General features: G+C 72.3%; 17 protein-coding genes. 9 read left to right on the top strand and 8 right to left on the bottom strand.

Annotated features, from left to right (window positions below; all coding sequences use genetic code 11):
- Positions 1–39: 39 nt before the first annotated feature.
- The 3 genes from ABZX61_RS28120 to ABZX61_RS28110 are packed head-to-tail and all read left to right on the top strand — an operon-like array spanning position 40 to position 2,765.
- Complete coding sequence (locus ABZX61_RS28120; protein ID WP_355199027.1) at positions 40–927, top strand: hypothetical protein; 888 nt, start codon at positions 40–42, stop codon at positions 925–927.
- A gap of 23 nt (positions 928–950) precedes the next feature.
- Positions 951–1,859, top strand: a complete 909-nt coding sequence (locus ABZX61_RS28115; RefSeq protein ID WP_350734739.1) for a hypothetical protein — start codon at positions 951–953, stop codon at positions 1,857–1,859.
- Between the two features lie 21 nt (positions 1,860–1,880).
- Positions 1,881–2,765 carry a hypothetical protein gene (locus tag ABZX61_RS28110; protein ID WP_350734738.1) on the top strand — a complete coding sequence of 295 codons (885 nt, stop codon included), beginning with the start codon at positions 1,881–1,883 and terminating at the stop codon, positions 2,763–2,765.
- Positions 2,766–3,000: 235 nt separating this feature from the next.
- Here the strand turns inward: ABZX61_RS28110 and ABZX61_RS28105 are convergent, their stop codons facing one another.
- A complete protein-coding gene (locus ABZX61_RS28105) occupies positions 3,001–4,131 on the bottom strand; it encodes a UDP-N-acetylglucosamine--N-acetylmuramyl-(pentapeptide) pyrophosphoryl-undecaprenol N-acetylglucosamine transferase (RefSeq protein WP_350734736.1) in 1,131 nt (376 codons plus the stop codon).
- Between the two features lie 4 nt (positions 4,132–4,135).
- Positions 4,136–4,984 (bottom strand): formylglycine-generating enzyme family protein, encoded by an 849-nt coding sequence (locus tag ABZX61_RS28100; protein ID WP_355199024.1) that lies wholly within the window; start codon positions 4,982–4,984, stop codon positions 4,136–4,138.
- Between the two features lie 121 nt (positions 4,985–5,105).
- Here ABZX61_RS28100 and ABZX61_RS28095 point away from each other — a divergent pair, with 121 nt between their 5' ends.
- The 3 genes from ABZX61_RS28095 to ABZX61_RS28085 are packed head-to-tail and all read left to right on the top strand — an operon-like array spanning position 5,106 to position 7,710.
- Positions 5,106–6,314, top strand: coding sequence for a cytochrome P450 (locus ABZX61_RS28095; protein ID WP_355199022.1), 1,209 nt, complete (start codon positions 5,106–5,108; stop codon positions 6,312–6,314).
- Between the two features lie 15 nt (positions 6,315–6,329).
- On the top strand, positions 6,330–7,292 hold the full coding sequence (locus ABZX61_RS28090) for a Ppx/GppA phosphatase family protein (RefSeq protein WP_350734730.1): 963 nt from the start codon (positions 6,330–6,332) through the stop codon (positions 7,290–7,292).
- Positions 7,293–7,350: 58 nt separating this feature from the next.
- Positions 7,351–7,710 (top strand): hypothetical protein, encoded by a 360-nt coding sequence (locus ABZX61_RS28085; protein WP_355199020.1) that lies wholly within the window; start codon positions 7,351–7,353, stop codon positions 7,708–7,710.
- 18 nt (positions 7,711–7,728) lie between these two features.
- Here the strand turns inward: ABZX61_RS28085 and ABZX61_RS28080 are convergent, their stop codons facing one another.
- On the bottom strand, positions 7,729–8,160 hold the full coding sequence (locus tag ABZX61_RS28080) for an ATP-binding protein (protein ID WP_350734726.1): 432 nt from the start codon (positions 8,158–8,160) through the stop codon (positions 7,729–7,731).
- A gap of 93 nt (positions 8,161–8,253) precedes the next feature.
- Positions 8,254–8,799, bottom strand: a complete 546-nt coding sequence (locus ABZX61_RS28075; RefSeq protein WP_350734725.1) for a helix-turn-helix domain-containing protein — start codon at positions 8,797–8,799, stop codon at positions 8,254–8,256.
- Positions 8,800–8,903: 104 nt separating this feature from the next.
- Between ABZX61_RS28075 and ABZX61_RS28070 the strand changes: the two genes are divergently transcribed.
- Together ABZX61_RS28070 and ABZX61_RS28065 are read left to right on the top strand one after the other, a co-directional pair.
- A complete protein-coding gene (locus ABZX61_RS28070; RefSeq protein WP_355199017.1) occupies positions 8,904–10,475 on the top strand; it encodes an MDR family MFS transporter in 1,572 nt (523 codons plus the stop codon).
- A gap of 84 nt (positions 10,476–10,559) precedes the next feature.
- A complete protein-coding gene (locus tag ABZX61_RS28065) occupies positions 10,560–11,516 on the top strand; it encodes a GNAT family N-acetyltransferase (RefSeq protein WP_355199015.1) in 957 nt (318 codons plus the stop codon).
- A 12-nt stretch (positions 11,517–11,528) separates the two neighbouring features.
- Here ABZX61_RS28065 and ABZX61_RS28060 read toward each other — a convergent pair whose 3' ends face one another.
- From ABZX61_RS28060 to ABZX61_RS28045, 4 genes are read right to left on the bottom strand one after another with little or no spacing between them, the layout of a single operon-like run.
- Positions 11,529–12,806, bottom strand: a complete 1,278-nt coding sequence (locus ABZX61_RS28060) for an AAA family ATPase (protein WP_355199013.1) — start codon at positions 12,804–12,806, stop codon at positions 11,529–11,531.
- Positions 12,803–14,224 (bottom strand): hypothetical protein, encoded by a 1,422-nt coding sequence (locus ABZX61_RS28055; protein ID WP_355199319.1) that lies wholly within the window; start codon positions 14,222–14,224, stop codon positions 12,803–12,805. The genes ABZX61_RS28060 and ABZX61_RS28055 overlap by 4 nt, the downstream gene beginning before the upstream one ends.
- Positions 14,225–14,226: 2 nt before the next feature.
- Positions 14,227–15,357 carry a hypothetical protein gene (locus tag ABZX61_RS28050; RefSeq protein ID WP_355199011.1) on the bottom strand — a complete coding sequence of 377 codons (1,131 nt, stop codon included), beginning with the start codon at positions 15,355–15,357 and terminating at the stop codon, positions 14,227–14,229.
- Complete coding sequence (locus ABZX61_RS28045) at positions 15,354–16,124, bottom strand: hypothetical protein (protein WP_350734717.1); 771 nt, start codon at positions 16,122–16,124, stop codon at positions 15,354–15,356. Before ABZX61_RS28045 ends, ABZX61_RS28050 begins: the two co-directional genes overlap by 4 nt.
- A 148-nt stretch (positions 16,125–16,272) precedes the next feature.
- On the opposite strand from ABZX61_RS28045, the gene ABZX61_RS28040 reads away from it, so the two are divergent.
- On the top strand, positions 16,273–16,731 hold the full coding sequence (locus ABZX61_RS28040) for a hypothetical protein (protein WP_355199009.1): 459 nt from the start codon (positions 16,273–16,275) through the stop codon (positions 16,729–16,731).
- The last annotated feature ends 24 nt before the right edge of the window (positions 16,732–16,755 follow it).

Here is a 16,755-nt window from a genome sequence, read left to right as displayed (position 1 = left end):
ATCACGAGCGTTGGGGGCGCCAGGGTGCCAGGACAGAGCGTGGGTGTGGTCGTCGATCCCGGAGTGCCTCCGGAAGTAGCCGGACTGCTGCGTGCCAACGCCCCGCTGCTGTCCAGGATCAGAGCCGGATGGGTGCCGCCCGCCGAGACGCCCCCGTCCCGCCACAAGAGCCCGTCCAGCGCCATGCTCCTGGCCGCGACCCCCTTCGTGGTCGCGCTCATGGGCCTCCTGCTCGCCTCGCCGTTCGCGCCGGCCGGGTTCGTGCTGCTCGGCACGTACGTCTTCATCGTCCTGGTCAAGATCGCCTCCATGAGCGAGGTGCCCGAGGACGACCGGCCGCAGGAGCGCGCCGTGTACGAGCAGGCCCGCTGGTACGACGGCCGCTACCTGCTGCTCGAGGACTTCGACCCGGAGGCGCGAGCCGTCCTGGTCAGGGCGCAGCGGGCCATCGGGTCGGTGCTGCGCTCCCACGTCAACGCCGAAGGACTGCTCGACGACGCCCGCAACGCCGTGATGCTGCCCGCCCAGGAGTGGGAGATCGCCCGCCTGCTCGCCAAGCTGTCGGCGCTGCGCCTGGAACACCGGGAGCTGCTGGCCAGGGGCATCGCGCCCGAGGTGGCCGCGGTGATCGAGCCGCTCGAACGGGCCCTGGTCAACAGCGAGGCCGCCGTCGTCGCCCGCGTGGAGGCGCTGGAACGTTACGCCGGCCACGTGGCCGAGGCCGAGCGCGCCTACCACGCCCGCGGCCAGATCGAGGAGCTGCGTGCCCGGCTGCCGCGCTACGAGGAACTGCTGGCGGAGTCGGGCGCGGACCAGCTCGCCGTGCCCGAGATCGAGCGCCTGACCGAGGACGCCGACGTGCTCGAACGCACCTTACGACGCAGCGTCCGGTCCGCCCACGAGGCGTTCCGCTATCTCGAAGGATGACGCCCGGACATAGGATCGACAACGTGCCCGGACGTCATGCGAAGGTGATAGTCGATCCGGCGGTGGCCGACGACGTCGCGGCCCTCTTACGTGACAATCGCAAGCTCCTCGTACGCATCCACGCCGGCTGGGTGCCCGCGCACAAGCGCCATCGCCCGCTGGTCGGCGTCGTGACCAGGCTGGCCGCCACCGGGACCGCCGCCGTCGCGGCCGTCTACGGCCTGGCTCTCTTCGTCGCCGGACGCTACACCCCCTTCGCCGTGATCATGACCGGCGCCGCCCTGCTCGTGGTCAGCGTCCTGCTCAGGCCCAGGCCCGACGCCGAGGTGGAGCGCGCGCACGCGCTGGAGCTGGCCGTCTACGACAGCTCCCGCAGGCACGAGGGCCGTTACGTCGTACGCGAACAGCTCGACGAGCCCGCCAAGGCCCTCATGATCCGCGCCCAGACCGCCATCGACCAGGTCATGGGCTCCAGCGTCCACGCCGAGGGCCTCCTGGACGACGTGCGCAACGCGGTGATGCTGCCCGCCCAGGAGTGGGAGATCGCCCGCCTGCTGGCCAAGCTGTCGGAGCTGCGGGCCGAGCACGAGGAGGTCGTCTCCGAAGGCCTCACCCCCGAGGTGGCCGCCGTCGCCGAACCCCTCGCCCAGGCGCTCGACAGCAGCCAGCAGGCCGTGATCGCCCGCGTCGAGGCGCTGGAACGTTACGCCGGCCACGTCGGCGACGCCGAGCGCGCCTACCGCGCCCGGCACCAGATCGAACGCCTCAGCGCCAAGCTGCCCCGCTACGAGGAACTCCTCGCCGAGTCGGGCGCCGACGGGTCGTCCGTACCGGAGCTGAGCCGGTTGTCCGACGACGCCGACCGCCTTGAACAAGCGCTTCGTGACAGTGTCAGCTCCGCGCACGAAGCTTTTCGCCACCTGAGGGGGTGACTTCCCTTAGGATCCGATTTCGTGGCGGATGTGGTGGTAGACCCCGAGGTGCCGCCGGATGACGCGCAGCTGCTCAGGGAGAGCCGGCGGGTGCTGCTCAAGATGCGCCAGGGCTGGGCCCCCGAGTCGAGGCGGGCCCTGTCGAGCGCGCAGTACCGGATAGTCGCGGCGTTCGGATCGGTGGCGCTCTTCGGGATGATGGCCGTCAGCGGGCTGGTCGGCCGGGGCCTCGGCCTGCTGATGCTCGTCCTGCTGGGCATCCCCATGATGATCGTGCTGTTCATCCGCAACGACCTGCCCGACGACGACGAGGAGGAGTACGAGCGGGAGGTCTACGAGCAGCTGCGCTGGTACGAGGGCCGCTACGTGCTCACCGAGGACCTCGACGAGGCCTCCGCCCGCCTGCTCGCCCGCGCCCAGCGCGCCATCGCCGTCGTGACCGAGTCCCGGGTCAACGCCGAGGGCCTGCTCGACGACGTGAGCAACGCGGTGATGCTGCCCGCCCAGGAGTGGGAGATCGCCCGCCTGCTGGCCAAGCTGTCCGCGCTGCGCACCAAGCACAGGGAGACCGTGTCCAAGGGGCTCACCCCCGAGGTGGAGGCCGTGGCCGAACCCCTCGCGCGGGCCCTCGACAGCAGCGAGGCGGCCGTGCTGGCCCGCGTCGAGGCGCTGGAACGTTACGCGTCCAACGTCGCGGACGCCGAGCGCGCGTACCAGGCCCACCACCAGATCGAGGAGCTGCGGGGGCGGCTGCACCAGTACGAGGAACTGGTGGCCGAGACGGGGGCCGACGGGTTCGCGGTGCCGGAGCTGGAGCGGCTGGCGCAGGACGCGGACCGGCTGGAGCAGGCGCTGCGGCGAAGCGTCACCTCCGCCCACGAAGCCTTCCGCTACCTCGACCCCTGACCTCTCCGCCGTACCCCGGCCCATGACGCGGCCGTCCCTCCGGCCCCAAACGCGCCGTACTCCGGCCGGTGTCCTCGGGCCCGCAGGAGGGGCGGCCCGCGCCGATCGCCGGGGTGGCGCCAAAGGGGCCTCAGCCGGGGTGCGGCCGGCGGCTCCCGCCCTCCGGCCGATGCTCCTCACCTCGAAGGGACCTCAGCCGGAGTACGGTCCGCACTTCGGACGAGGGGGCGCCTGGTCAGGTGGGCCGGGCGGTTTCCAGGAGGAGGTCGCACAAGGCGTCGGCGGCGTCCACGCGGCCGAGCTTGGCCGACGCCTGCCCCATCGAATGCCGCAGCCCCGGGTCGGCCAGCAACGGCATCAGCTCGGCCAGCAGCTGCTCAGCCGTCGGATGCGGCTCCAGCAGGGCCCGGGCCGCCCCCGCCGACACCAGGTACGCGGCGTTCTTGCGCTGCTCGTCACCCCCGGTGGGGATCAGGGGCACCAGCACGGAGGGCTTGCCGATGGCGGTCAGCTCCGACACCGTCCCCGCCCCGCTGCGGGAGATCACCACGTCGGCGGCGGCGAACAGGTCGGCCAGCTCCCCGCCCACGTACGGCACCGGATGGTAGCGATCGGCCAGGTCCACGGGCAGCGCCACGGCCCGCATCTGGTCGATCCACGCCGGCCCGCACTGGTGCACGACCTGCGCGTGCGGCAGCAGCCGCGGCAGGATCTCCGCGATCAGGGTGTTGACCTGCTTGCTGCCCTGCGCGCCGCCCGTCACGTAGATCAGCGGCACCTCGAACGTCAGCCCGAACAGGTCGTACGCCGCCGCCCGGTTGCCCTGCAGCAGCTCGGGCCTGATCGGGTTTCCGGTCACCACGGCCCTCGAGCGGGCGGAGGCGGGCAAATAGTCCAGCGACGACTCGTGCGACAGCGCGATCCTGGTCGCCAGTCTGGCCAGGATGCGGTTGGCCAGCCCCACGACGGTCGTCTGCTCGTGCATCACCAGCGGCCGGCGGATCAGCTTGGCCGCGACCCCGATGGGCACCGCCACGTAGCCCCCGGTCGACAACACCACGTCCGGCAGGTAGCGGGCCGCGTGCCCCACCGCCTGCAGCACCCCGATCGGGATGCGGAAGACGTCGGCGATGTTGGTGCCCAGCTCCTTGAGGTTCGGACGGCGGCGCAGCTTGCCCGTGGTGATCGCCTTGAACGGGATGCCGTGCTCGGACGTGATCCGCGCCTCCAGGCCGTTGGCCGTGCCCACCCAGAGCACGTCGTGGGGCACCTGACGCCGCTGGACGGCCGACAGGGTGGTCAGAGCCGGATAGGTGTGACCACCGGTGCCGCCGCCGGTGATCAACAGTCGCAGGGTTCGTGACATGCGATCAGACTAGGGCCGCACAGCGGAAACCCGTGTGCCCGGTGGAGGAGTCAGGCGTGTTGGAGGTGCGGGCGGCCACGCGGTAGCGGTTGCAGTAGGAGTCGTGGCACATGTACGAGCCGCCGCGGATCACCTTCGCCGTGCCCTGCGCGGGACCGGCCGGGTTGTCGGCGAACGCCTCCCAGGCCGTACCCCACCAGTCGGCCGTCCACTCCCAGACGTTGCCGGAGACGTTGTAGAGGCCGTACCCGTTGGGCTGGAACGACTTGACCGGCACCGTCCCCTTGCTCGGCGCCACCGGGAAGCGGCCCTGCCAGATGTTGCACCGCTGCCGCCCCTTGGGCGCCAGCTCGTCGCCCCACGGGTAGCGCTTGCGCTCCAGGCCGCCGCGGGCGGCCATCTCCCACTCCGCCTCCGTGGGCAGCCGCTTGCCCGCCCACGTGGCGTACGCGGTCGCGTCGTTCCAGGACACGTGCACGACGGGGTGGTTCTGCCGGTCGCCGGCCGACGACCCCGGGCCCTCCGGCGAGCGCCACGAGGCGCCCTCGACGCCCGCCCACCAGGGCGCGCCGGGCACACTGGCGTCCATCACCCCGCCCGTGGCGAACTGGGTGAACACGAACGACCAGCCGATCCGCTCGGCCTCCGTGACGTAGCCGGTCTCCTTCACGAACGTGGCGAACTGCGCGTTCGTCACGCACGTCGGATCGATCATGAACGGGTCCAGCCGCACCTCGCGCACCGGCCCCTCGCCGTCCTCGGGCCGCCCGTCGGGGTCCTCGCCGCCCATGAGGAACGTTCCGCCGGGCACGCGCACCATCCCGCGCGGCGCCTCCCGCCGCACGGCGATCACCGGCTGCGCGTAGGGCCCCGCGTACGGTTGCGCGGCTGCGCCGTCTCTGCCCGGCCCACAGCAAGTGCTCAAAAGTCCCCCAAACGTGTCCACGACACCAAGGAAGGGTAGTCCCTGGAACATGTCCACGATCACACGGCTGCCCCGGGTCACGGCCGAAGAGACCCTGGCCCTGGCCGCCGCGGTGGCGCTGCCGTCGATCGCGCAGGGCCCCGTCGCGCGCCGCCCGTACGCGGTGCGGCTGGCGGAGCTCGCCGACGCCGACGGCCGGGCGATCCGGCTGCTCGCCCGGCTGCGCGCCGAGCACGGCGAGGGCCCGCTGCTCGTACGGGTGCCCGGACGCGGCTGGGTGATGCTGCCGCTGGCCGCGCGCGACGTGCGCGCGGTGCTCGACGACCGGGACTTCACCCCGGCGACCAGGGCGAAACGCGGCGCGCTCGGCCACTTCCAGCCCGACGGCCTGCTGATCACCCGCGAACCCGGCCTGCGCGAGCGCCGGCGCGCCCTGAACGACCAGGTGCTCTGCTCCGGTTTCGCCCCCTTCGCCCGGGTCGTCGAGGAGGAGGCCGCCACGCTGCCCCGCCACGGGCTGCTGACCTGGCCGCGCTTCCACGCCACGCACTGGCGGATCGTGCGGCGCATCGTGCTCGGCGACGGGGCGCGGGACGACGTGATCCTCACCCGGCAGCTCGACCGGCTGCGCGCCGACGCCAACTGGTCGGATCTGCGCGGGCTCCGCACCGACGTGTTCAACGCCTTCCGGCGCCGGCTGGCCGGGCACCTGGCCCGGGCCGAGCCGGGCAGCCTGGCGGCCGAGCTGGCCCGCGCGCGCGCCGCGGCCGACGTGCATCCCGAGGGGCAGGTGCCGCACTGGCTGTTCGCCTTCGACGGGGCCGCCGCCGCGGCCTACCGGGCGCTCGCGCTGGCCGCCGCCCAGCAGGGGCCCGCCGACCTGAGGGCCACCGTGCTGGAGTCCGTGCGGCTCTGGCCCATCACGGTCACCATCGTGCGCGAGGCCGTCGGCCCGACCGGATGGGACGTCCCCGAGGGCACCACCGCGGCGATCTACAGCCCGTACGTGAACAGGGCCGAGCCCGGCGACTCCTACCGCCCCGAGCTGTGGCGCGACGGCGGCGGCGAGTGGGCGGGCGTGCCGTTCAGCGCCGGGTTCGCGAGCTGCGCGGGGGAGGACCTCGTGCTGTTCACCGCCGCGGCCCTCCTGGACGCCGTCCTGCGCGAGCGCTCAGTCAGACCGTCCGTACGCTTGGAGGGGGCGCTGCCGGCCATGCTCAACCACTTCCGACTCAACTTCGCTGTAAAAGCCGCATAACGGTAGCGTTTTCCCATGCGACTCGGCGTGCTGGACATCGGCTCGAACACTGTCCATTTACTGGTCGTCGACGCCCACAGGGGCGCCCGGCCGATGCCCGCCTACTCCCACAAGGAGGGGCTCCGCCTCACGGAATACCTGGGCGAGGACAACCGGCTCGTTGACGAGGGCGTCGAGCGGCTCGGCGCCTTCGTCGAGGAGGCCGTGCACCTGGCGGAGGACAAGGGGGTCGAGGACCTGCTGGCCTTCGCCACCTCGGCCGTGCGCGAGGCGGCCAACGGCGTGGAGGTCCTGGCACAGGTCGAGGAGCGCAGCGGCGTGCACATCGAGGTGCTGTCCGGGCGTGACGAGGCCAGGCTGACGTTCCTGGCGGTGCGGCGGTGGTACGGGTGGTCGTCGGGGCGGTTGCTGGTCTTCGACATCGGCGGCGGCTCGCTGGAGATCGCCTCCGGTGTGGACGAGGAGCCCGACGTGGCGGTCTCGCTGCCGCTGGGCGCCGGGCGGCTGACGCGTGACTGGTTCACCGCCGATCCGCCGTCCGCCGAGGAGGTGCGCAAGTTGCGCAAGCACGTACGGACCGAGATCGCCCGCACGGTCGGCGACGTCGTCAGGAACGGCGAGGCCGACCGCGCGGTGGCCACCTCCAAGACGTTCAAGCAGCTCGCCAGGATCGCCGGCGCGGCGCCCTCCAGCGACGGCCCCTACGTCTCCCGCCCGCTGTCCAGGCAGGCCATGGCCGACTGGGCGGTCAAGCTGACCACCATGGGCGGCGCCGAGCGGGCGCAGCTGCCCGGCGTGTCCGAGGGGCGGGCGGCGCAGCTCGCGGCCGGGGCGCTGGTCGCCGACGCGGCCATGGACCTGTTCGAGGTGGACCGGCTGGAGGTGTGCCCGTGGGCGTTGCGCGAGGGCGTGATACTGCGCCGGCTCGACATCCTGCCGGGCCGGTTCGACCTGCGCAGCGATAGCGCGCTGGAGTAAGGACGATCTATCCCGGAAATTTGGCATAAAGCGCTGAGCGCCGGGCATTCTCCGCCGAATGATGGAGGTGCTCGGCACGATCGGCTCCCTCGCCGTCGTGCTCCTGCTCATCGTCCTTGCCGTGCTGGCCATCTCGGTGGTCGCGCTGGTCGTCCTCGGGTGCCTGGCCGGCTCGATGGTGGCCGACTGGCGCGGCCTGTGGCGGCGGCTGACCAGGCTGGCCCGGCGCGGGCCGAGGCTGACGCTCAAACGCAGCGGCGACGCCGTTCCCGCCCGGTTGCGGGCGGAGCTGAGCGGGAGCACGTCAGGGACGCGCCGCCGCTTCCTGCTCGGCGCCGCCCGCTCCAGGGAACACGGGCACCCGCGCGGCCCGCGGATCCGCGGGCATCGGCCGGTGGATCGGCACACACGCCTCTGAAGGATGGGGCGGGCCGGCTCACATGGCCATGAGGTGGAGCCCGGCCGCCCCCGGCGCGTACCGCAGCCGCTTCTCCAGGCAGACCACCGCGCCGTGCTCGTGCCTGTTGACGAACCGGATGTCGTCGGCGAGCGCGCGCATGATCAGCAGTCCGCGCCCGTGCTCGGAGCCCGGCTCGGGGTTGATGATCATGTTCGGGTCGAAGCCTTCTCCGTTGTCGATGACCTTGATGACGCACCGGTCATCGAGCACGGACGCGCTGACCGTATAGTCGTCGCTTGGCTCCGCGTGTCTGATCACGTTGGAACACGCCTCGGTGAGCATGAGTTCGATGTCGTCACGGATCTGCGGATCGACGCCGAGGGAACGCAGCGTGCCGTCCAGCATCTTCCTTATCAGGGGGACGCTCGCCGCATCCCTGGGCAGTCGGAGCGCTATCGTGGCCTCCATTCGGGGCCTCCTCCTTCTGTCTGGATGCGTGCTCAGTCCCCTTCCCCCGTTACGGTGCGTCAATCGTCCCGTCAGAGGTTCGGGGGCCGGAAGCTATGGCTCCAGCAGGCGCATGGCAACCTCCAGGGAGGCCTTGTCGACCTCGTCCTCGGACAGCCGGCCCTCCTCGATCATCCATTTCCCCGCGTGTATCGCGAACAGCGCCGTCGCCCGGCTGACGCGCTCGACGGGCGTGGCGCCGGGCTCGTTCAGCTCGGCCACGAGCTCCATCATCAGCTCGCGGGTCTTGGTGAGCGTCGGATGGTCACGCAGGGCGGTCTGGTTGCGCTCCAGGAACCTGGCCACCCCGATGTGCTGGGTCCGCCTGATCCCCGCGGCGTAGCGCTCGACCAGCTCGCGCCGCGTCTCCGGCGTCTTCGGCCGGCTCCGGGCCCACGCCAGGAGCTCCTCGAGCTCGACCAGCCGGTTGCCGACCAGGCTCGTGACGATGTCGTCCTTCGTCTTGAAGTGGTAGTACAGGGCGGCCTTCGTCACTCCGAGCTCCTCGGCGATCTCCCGCAGTGACGTCGCCTCGTATCCCTGCTCGGTGAACAGCCGGAGCGCGATCTCCTGAATCCGGGTCCGAGTGTCTTCCCGCACTTCACACCTTTTCGACTTGACGGCCGGCAAGTAAGTATCTACCTTATTCTATGCTTGCCGGGCGGCAAGTAAGCAAGATCCAAAATGCAAATGGGGGGTGTCTGGTGGCGGAGGCAGTCGGACGACGCCGTGAGGTCATGGTCGTTCTGCCGGGACTGATGTTAGCCATGGTCCTGGCGATGCTCGACAACATGATCGTGGGCACGGCCATGCCGCGCATCGTCGGGGAGCTCGGCGGTCTGACGCATCTGTCGTGGGTCGTCACGGCGTACGTGCTGGGCACGACCGTCTCGACGCCGATCTGGGGCAAGATCGGCGACCTGTACGGTCGCAAGACCATCTTCATCATCTCGATCGTCATCTTCATGGTCGGCTCCGCGCTCTGCGGCATGGCGGGCTCGTCGCTGCTCGGCGGGCCGGACGGCGGCATGGCCGAGCTGATCGCGTTCCGCGCGATCCAGGGGCTCGGCGCGGGCGGCCTCATCGTGAACGTCATGGCGATCATCGGCGACCTGGTGCCGCCCCGCGAGCGCGGCGAGTACCAGGGCATCATGGCCGGCGTCATGTCGCTGGCGATGATCGCGGGCCCGCTGGTCGGCGGCTTCATCACCGACAACATCGACTGGCGCTGGGCCTTCTACGTCAACCTGCCGATCGGCGCGATCGCGCTGGCCATGATCGTGACGCAGCTGCACCTTCCGAAGCTGCGCAACAAGGTGCGCATCGACTGGGCGGGCGCGGGCCTGCTGTCCGTCGGCATCACCGCCCTGGTGCTCATCACGACCTGGGGCGGCAACGAGTACGCGTGGGGCTCCTGGCAGATCCTCTCCCTCGTCGCGATCGCCGTGGTCACGCTGGCGCTGTTCGTCGCGGTCGAGCGGAAGGTCGAGGAGCCGATCATGCCGCTGCAGCTCTTCGCCAACCGCAACTTCACGCTGATCTCGATCATCGGCTTCCTGCTGGGCTTCGCCATGTTCGGCGCGATCAACTTCCTGCCGCTGTTCCAGCAGATGGTGCAGGGTTCCACTGCCACCAACTCCGGCCTGCTGATGCTGCCGATGATGGGCGCCGCGATGGTCGTGTCGCTGTTCGTGGGCAAGGCGATCACCGTCACGGGCAAGTACAAGATCTACCCGGTGCTCGGCGGGATCGGCATGGCGGTGGGCATGTGGCTGCTGTCCACGATGGACGTCCACACGGCCTCCTGGGTCACCGGCGTCTACATCGCCGTGCTCGGCCTCGGCATGGGCTTCCTCATGCAGACCACGATGCTCATCGCGCAGAACAGCGTCGAGCAGAAGGACCTGGGCGTCTCCAGCAGCGCCACCACGTTCTTCAGGTCGATCGGGGGCTCGTTCGGCGTCTCGCTGTTCGGGGCGATCTTCAACAACCACCTCCTGTCGGAGCTGACCTCTCGCTTCGGCGCGCAGGCGGCCGAGCGGGTGGCCAAGAGCGGCGGCAGGATGGACCCCGGCGCGGTCGCCCAGATGCCCGCGCAGATGCGCACCGGGCTGCTGGAGTCGCTGGCGACCTCCATCTCCGGCGTCTTCTGGTGGGCCATCCTGTTCGCGGTCGTCGTGCCCGTGCTGGCCGCGTTCGTCAAGGAGATCCCGCTGCGCGGCGGCGCCCCGGCGCCCGCCAAGGACGAGCAGGCCGTCAGCCCCGCGGCGGGCTGAGCACCCGGCAGAGCGCGCCTCCCGTTCCGATCTCGGGAAAAAAATGGGAGGCGCGCGGCCGGTGTTTTGTGGACAATCCCCGCTATGCACCACACCCTCGGCCGCCCGCGCGTGGAAGACGCCGCGGCCATCCATGAGCTGATCGCGGCCTACGACACCACGGTGATCGGCTCTCCCGACATGACGCTCGACGACGTCGCCGACGAGCTGGCCGAGCCCGGCTTCGACCGCGACAGGGACGGCTGGCTCGCCCGCGACGGCGACGGCCGGCTCGACGGGTGGGCCTGGGCGTGCCGCGTCGGCGACAGCGACACGGTGGACGTCGAGGTGATCGTACGGCCCGGCCCTGATCTGGGGCGGGCGGGCCTGGACGACCGGCTCTGGCCCCTGGTGATCGGACGGGCCGGCGAGCTGGCCGCCGAGGCCGGCCACGACGGCGCCACCCTGCACATCGGCATCTACCGCGCCGACACCGCCAAGCGGGCCACGGCCGAGGCACGCGGCTTTTCGCCCGGCACCAGCTTCCACCGCATGCGCATCGACCACCGCATCGACCACGGGGCGCCCGTGGCGCCGCCCGCCCCGCCCGCCGGGCTGACCCTGCACACGGGGGAGAGCGACGACGCGCGGCGCGCGGCGCACCGGGTGCACCAGGAGGGCTTCGCCGAGCACTTCGGGTTCGTGCCGGTCGACTACGACGTGTGGTATTCGCGCCGCCAGGCGCAGTCGACGACGGACTGGGCCCAGCTCACCCTGGCCCGCCTCGACGGCCGCCCCGCCGGGGTGCTGATCGCCAACAACCAGTTCGTCCCGGACGAGGGCTGCGGCTACGTGGCCACGCTCGCGGTCGTCCCGGAGTTCCGGGGCCGGGGCCTGGGGCGCTTCCTGCTCCGCCACGCCTTCGCCGCCGACGCGGCGCGCGGCCGCAAGGGCACGATCCTGCACGTCGACTCCAACAACACCACCCCGGCGCTCGGGCTCTACGAGTCGGCGGGCATGCGCCCCGTCCTGGTCATCGACGTCTGGCAGCACCGCGTCTGAGGACCGGCGTTCTCAGACGCGGTGGTGGGACAGGTGGTCGAGGATCGACTGGTTGGCCTCCCAGCCGTCGGGGAACTTGACCGGCACCCCCAGCTGCACCGGCTCCGCCGAGGGGTGGGCGTCCAGGAGCTCGGCGATGCCCGCCCGGGCCACCACGACGCAGGCGTGCCGGTGCCGCGACGCCAGCACGCACAGCCGCCCCGACTCCAGGTGGAAGGCCGTGGCGTCGCGGCGGCCGGACAGCGGGTGCAGGACGACGGTCACGTCGTACTCGCGCCCCTGCAGGCGGTTCGCGGTGTCCACGGTGATCTCCGGCGGCACCCCGGCGGCCCGGATGGCGGCCACCTGGTCGCGGTGGGCGGCCCCGACCGCGATGCGGTCCGCCGTCACCGGCCGCTCGCCCTGCTCGGAGGAGGCAATGGCGCCGCGCTGCAGCAGGCGCTCGGCCAGCAGGGCCACCGCCTGCACGGCCTCCCCGTCGGTACGCACGGTGTGCCGGTTGGGCAGCTCCAGCAGCGCCCATCCCGACCGGGCGGCCTCCTCCAGCGCCCGGTCGTGCACGGTCCCCATGCCGCCGGTCACCAGCTCCAGCCGCCGATCGCCGTGCGACGTCCCCGACCGGAACCCGGTGAACGGGTAGAACGCCTGCGACACCACCGGCGCGGCCGAGGCCGGCAGGCGCCACGACACCGGCAGCCGGTGCACCGGGATGTCCGGATTGTGGCGCAGCAGCACCGACACCGCGCTCTGCAGCGGATCCCACGACAGCCCCGACCACCGGTCCCCGTCCACGATCGAGAACGGGTCGAGCTGCCCCGGATCGCCCACGAACAGCGCCCGCTCGAACAGCCCCGCGATCCGCAGCAGCTTGTCCGAGCGCATCTGGTACGCCTCGTCCACAATCGCCCACGGCCACACCCGGCCGCCGATCCAGGCCCACTTGTCGGCGGTCGCGATGACGATGTCCGGGTCGCCGAGATCCTGGATCCGGGTGCCGACCCGGACGCCGGCCAGCTCCAGCAGCCGCAGCGGCGGCACGTAGCCACCGGCCGACAGCCGTCCCACCGTCAGGTGGGGGTGCTTCTCGGAGATGCGGGTCACCAGGTCGTCGACCTGCTCGTTCGTCTGGGCGACGATCATCAGGGGCTCGCCGGTCGCCGCGATGTGCGCCGCCGCCCGCACCACCAGCGTGGACTTGCCCGCGCCGGGCGGCGAGTCGACCACGACGCCGCGGTGCCGGGGCAGGTCGGCGAGGACGTTCCTGATGACCTGCTCCGGGCTGTCGGTCACGACCACTCCTCCTGGGCGTCCTCGTCGTCGGGCACGTACTCCTGCGGTGGCCCGCCGTGCGTCCACGGCGTGGCCTCGGAGTCGGGCAGGTGGGGGGAGCCCTGGAAGTCGTCGGTCAGCGAGGTGTAGCAGACCCGCTCGCCGACCTCGGGCACCGCTCCCGGCGCGGCCGTCCTGCCCCGGCCCATGCCTTTGGTGATCTTCAGGGTGACCAGGCCCTGGCCGGCCTCCACGAGCTCGGCGCCCTGGCCGCGGCGCTGCGGGGTGCCCAGCGAGGTGCCGGGCGCCAGGCGTACCGGGTCGTCGGTCTTGATCACCACGAGCGGGCGGAGCTTGCGGGAGCGGCCCTCGCCCTCGGTGTTGTCGGGGACGGTCTCGATCACCTCGCCCGCGAACGCCTCCCCGGTCAGCCGGTACTCGGCCATGACCAGGGGGTCGTCGTAGGCGCGCTGCACGTCGTACGCGGCCTGGGCCCGCTCCATGCGGGCCAGCTTGGCCGCGGCGGCCACCGCCCCGTCGCGCCTGGCCTGCGGCGGCGCCCCCTCGGCGATGTGCACCGCCATGCCGCTGAACGAGCCGCGGTCCTGCTCCCACCGCTGCGCGGCGCTCGAACCCTCCTCCAGCCCGGCCAGCAGCTCGACGGCCTGCCACATGAGCCGCCACGTCGGCTCGAGCTGGGTGCGCAGCGCCTCGGTGATGCGCTCGGGCGACTCGCTGTCCATCGCCGGCGACAGCACCTCCGCGTCGAACCCCGGATCGGTCGCGGGCCCGGCGGGCGGCCAGATCAGCGGGTCCTCGGCCTCGTCGTCCGGCCCCCTGGTGATCCAGGCCAGCAGCGCGGCCAGGTTGGCGTCCTCCAGCGAGCTCTGCCCGCTCGCCCAGTGCCGGCCCAGCTCCTCGGTCGCGGCCAGCATCATCGACGAGCCCGGGTAGGCGGCCCGCTCCGCGAAGTACGTCAGCCACCGCCCCAGCAGCGGCACCGCCTCGGGCACCGGATAGGGCCCGTCGGCCCGGCGGAAGCGGGTGGAGCGGCCGAGCAGCCTGGTGAAGGCCACCCCGGTCTGGTTGGGCACGATGAGCTGCGGCGCGTCCAGCACGCGCTCGTAGGGGTCGGCGTTCTTGCGCTCCACCGTCTCGGTGTCGGCCATGAAGCCCTCGACGTACGGCAGCAGCACCCCGGCCAGCTCGGCGGCCCAGGCGAAGCGCAGGTCGCGGTTGCGCGGCTGGGTCACCACGAGCAGGCGCGGCCGGTCCCGGTCGGTGCCGAGCATGGCGGCCAGCGGCGCGGCGGCCTCGCCCGAGAGCTTGAGCGGGATGAACACCATCGGCCGGTCCGACAGATGGCAGTGCCTGACGGTCGCGACGGGCTGCGCGATGCCCTCCTCCAGGGCCCGCAGCCGCGCGAGCGAGGTCAGCATGCTCACGTGAGGCACTCCCTGCGCAGGCGTTCGGCGTTGCGAAGCAGCCGGGCGATCTCCTCCTGGCCCTCGGCGGGGTCGTGGGCGCCGTCGGCCAGCCCGAGCGCCTCCGCCACCGAGGCCACCCCGCCCAGCTCGTCGCGCACCTGCCGGCCGAGCAGGTCGGAGGCGCCCTCCTGGCGGGCCTCGTCGCGGCAGAAGAAGCACAGGTCGCACGCGGACATGCAGTCGGGCGCGTAGCGGGCGGTCGCCCTGCGCAGCGCGTCGCCCAGCTCGGCGACGGGCCGGGTGGGCCGCCCGTCCTCGCCGGGCCGCAGGTCGAACGTGAGGTCGTCGGGCAGCCCTTCGAGCAGCCGGTCGAGGGTGGTCATCCGGGTGAGCTGGCGGCGCAGCACGGCCATCTGCTTGCGCACGTCGACGAGGGTCGCGACAGGCCGGTTGGCGAAGTTCTCGGGGCAGACCAGGACCACGTCGTGCGAGACCTTCGCCGGGTCGTGGCCCAGCTCCTCCAGGAGCGTGCGCAGCGCCAGCACGTACACCGCCGCCTGCCGCGCGGCCGCGGCCACCGCCGCCGGGTCGGCCTGACCGTCGATCACCGCGAACGACTTGATCTCCACGATGTGGAACCGGCCGCCGAGCTGGAAGGCCACCACGTCGGGCTCCAGGTAGGCGGTGTGGCCGGCGATCTCCAGGGTGAGCAGCGGGTGGTCGTACAGCGTGCCCGCGTCCTGGCCGTCGCGGGCCGCGCGGTCGATCAGCGCGCGGGTGTGGGCGTGGCGCAGGTGGGCGCCGACGTTCTCGACGTCGTGGTAGGCGACCTCGGCGACCGGCAGGCGCAGCAGCTCGCGCAGCATCCGCAGCAGCTCCGCGCACCCGTCGGCCTTGACCAGCGCCTCGAACATGTTGCCGCGCGTGATCGCGAACGGCGACTGGCCGAACGGCGCCGGGAAGCCGAGGTGGCGGGCGGCGGCGTCCTTGTCGATGCCGGCGCCGTCGAGCAGGGCCCGGCGGGTGCAGCCGGGGTTGGCGGCCAGGGCCGCGATGGCGCGGGCGTCGTGCGGGCGGGGCGGCGTCGTGCCGCGCAACGCGTCAAGCCGCTGGATGTGTTCGCCCTCGCGCTTCAAGCCGCTCACTTCGCGTTCTCCTTCTTGATCGTGCTCAGCGTAGCGGCGCCGAACAGGCGGGCGGCGTCACCGAGCTGCGCCGCGGCGCGTTCTGCCAGCTCGGCGCGATCCCGCGTGTCGCGGTCGCCGTGCACGCGCAGCTCGGCGCGGGCCGCCTCGATCACCCGATCCGGGTCGGACGGGCCCAGCGTGCCGTCAGTGGCGCCGGGGATGTTCCTGGCCATCCGCAGGAGTAACCGGTCGGCCCGCCCGTCGGCCGACTCGTGCGAGGCCACCGCGATGGCGCAGGTCAGGAAGTCGACGCGAGGGCTGAGCGGACCGACCACCCGCCGCTCCAGCGGCCAGGTGCTGAGCGTGAGCAGCCCCCGGGCGGGGGAGAGGCGGTCGGTCAGCGCGGCGCACAGGTAGTACGGCCGCCCGTGCGGCGACGACCGGAACGAGCGCTCCTCGTCCCTGCGCAGGCTGGTGAGCTGGGCGCTGCGGATCGTGCCGCCGAAGAACACGTCGCTGACGGCCACGACGAGCCGCGGCTGGGCGGCCGCGCCCAGCAGCCGCAGCCCCTGGTTCACCTGCTCGCGCACGGTCACCAGGCGCGGTGGCTCCGGCTTGGCCTGAGCCGGCTCGCCGCTCACGAGGGCGTCCCATTCGCGCTCCGCGGTACGCAGCTCGGCGCGCAGGGCGCGGGCCGTGGCGCCGTCCCTGACCCGCATCGCCTTGCGCACGCCCGCCCGGAGCTCGTCGATCCGCCGTTCGAGATCGTCCAGCCGGTCACTCATGGCGCGAGCGTACCAACAGTCCCAGTATTTTCCAGTAATTTCGCGATTTCGAGGCGAACGTGTGATCTACGACGTAAAGGCGGTCGCGCTGCCAGCGGACAGCGGTCTGACGTGCGTAATCGGCGTACGAGGCGGGGACGAAGGCGGTGTGACCCGTGAGAATCGACATCTGGTGGGAGCCGCCGCAGGCGTGGCCGCCCTCGTGCCCGTCTACTACCTGACCGAGGCGGCCGCCAGAGCCCTGCGTACGAGCAGCGCCACGTTCGGGCCGTCGCCCGCGGCGCTCGGCTACCTGGTCGCGGTGGCCGTCATCGTCACCCTCCTGACCGCCTGGCCCGCGGCGGCCCTCGGCTGCGGCATCCCGCTGGCGGCGGCGGGGGCCGTGTTCGCCCTCGACCTGAACGCCGCGCTCGGCGTGGCGGGCAGCCTGCCCTGGGCGCGGGAGGGCGGCCTGCCGTGGTCGCAGCCGAACGGCGTCCCCTGGGCCGAGCTGACCGAGCCGCCCGGCACGATGGCCGGGATGACCGGCCTCTACACGATCATCGGCGCGCTCCTGGTGCTCTCGGCGCTGCTGCCCGGCCGGTTGCGGTCCGTCCTGGGCAGATGAAGGGCGGATTCCGGGGCGGCCTAT

Origin of the sequence: Nonomuraea sp. NPDC003709, from assembly GCF_040610775.1 — a bacterium.
Lineage (GTDB): Bacteria > Actinomycetota > Actinomycetes > Streptosporangiales > Streptosporangiaceae > Nonomuraea > Nonomuraea angiospora_A.
Note: the sequence above shows the minus strand (reverse complement) of the source record. Positions and strands in the feature narration are given on the sequence as shown.

What these genes read in the sequence shown, in the direction of transcription:
- ABZX61_RS28105 (WP_350734736.1), bottom strand. Translation starts at nt 4,131, where the DNA reads ATGTCACGAACCCTGCGACTGTTGATCACCGGCGGCGGCACCGGTGGT.
- ABZX61_RS28095 (WP_355199022.1), top strand. Translation starts at nt 5,106, where the DNA reads ATGTCCACGATCACACGGCTGCCCCGGGTCACGGCCGAAGAGACCCTG.
- ABZX61_RS28090 (WP_350734730.1), top strand. Translation starts at nt 6,330, where the DNA reads ATGCGACTCGGCGTGCTGGACATCGGCTCGAACACTGTCCATTTACTG.
- ABZX61_RS28085 (WP_355199020.1), top strand. Translation starts at nt 7,351, where the DNA reads ATGATGGAGGTGCTCGGCACGATCGGCTCCCTCGCCGTCGTGCTCCTG.
- ABZX61_RS28080 (WP_350734726.1), bottom strand. Translation starts at nt 8,160, where the DNA reads ATGGAGGCCACGATAGCGCTCCGACTGCCCAGGGATGCGGCGAGCGTC.
- ABZX61_RS28065 (WP_355199015.1), top strand. Translation starts at nt 10,560, where the DNA reads ATGCACCACACCCTCGGCCGCCCGCGCGTGGAAGACGCCGCGGCCATC.
- ABZX61_RS28055 (WP_355199319.1), bottom strand. Translation starts at nt 14,224, where the DNA reads ATGCTGACCTCGCTCGCGCGGCTGCGGGCCCTGGAGGAGGGCATCGCG.
- ABZX61_RS28045 (WP_350734717.1), bottom strand. Translation starts at nt 16,124, where the DNA reads ATGAGTGACCGGCTGGACGATCTCGAACGGCGGATCGACGAGCTCCGG.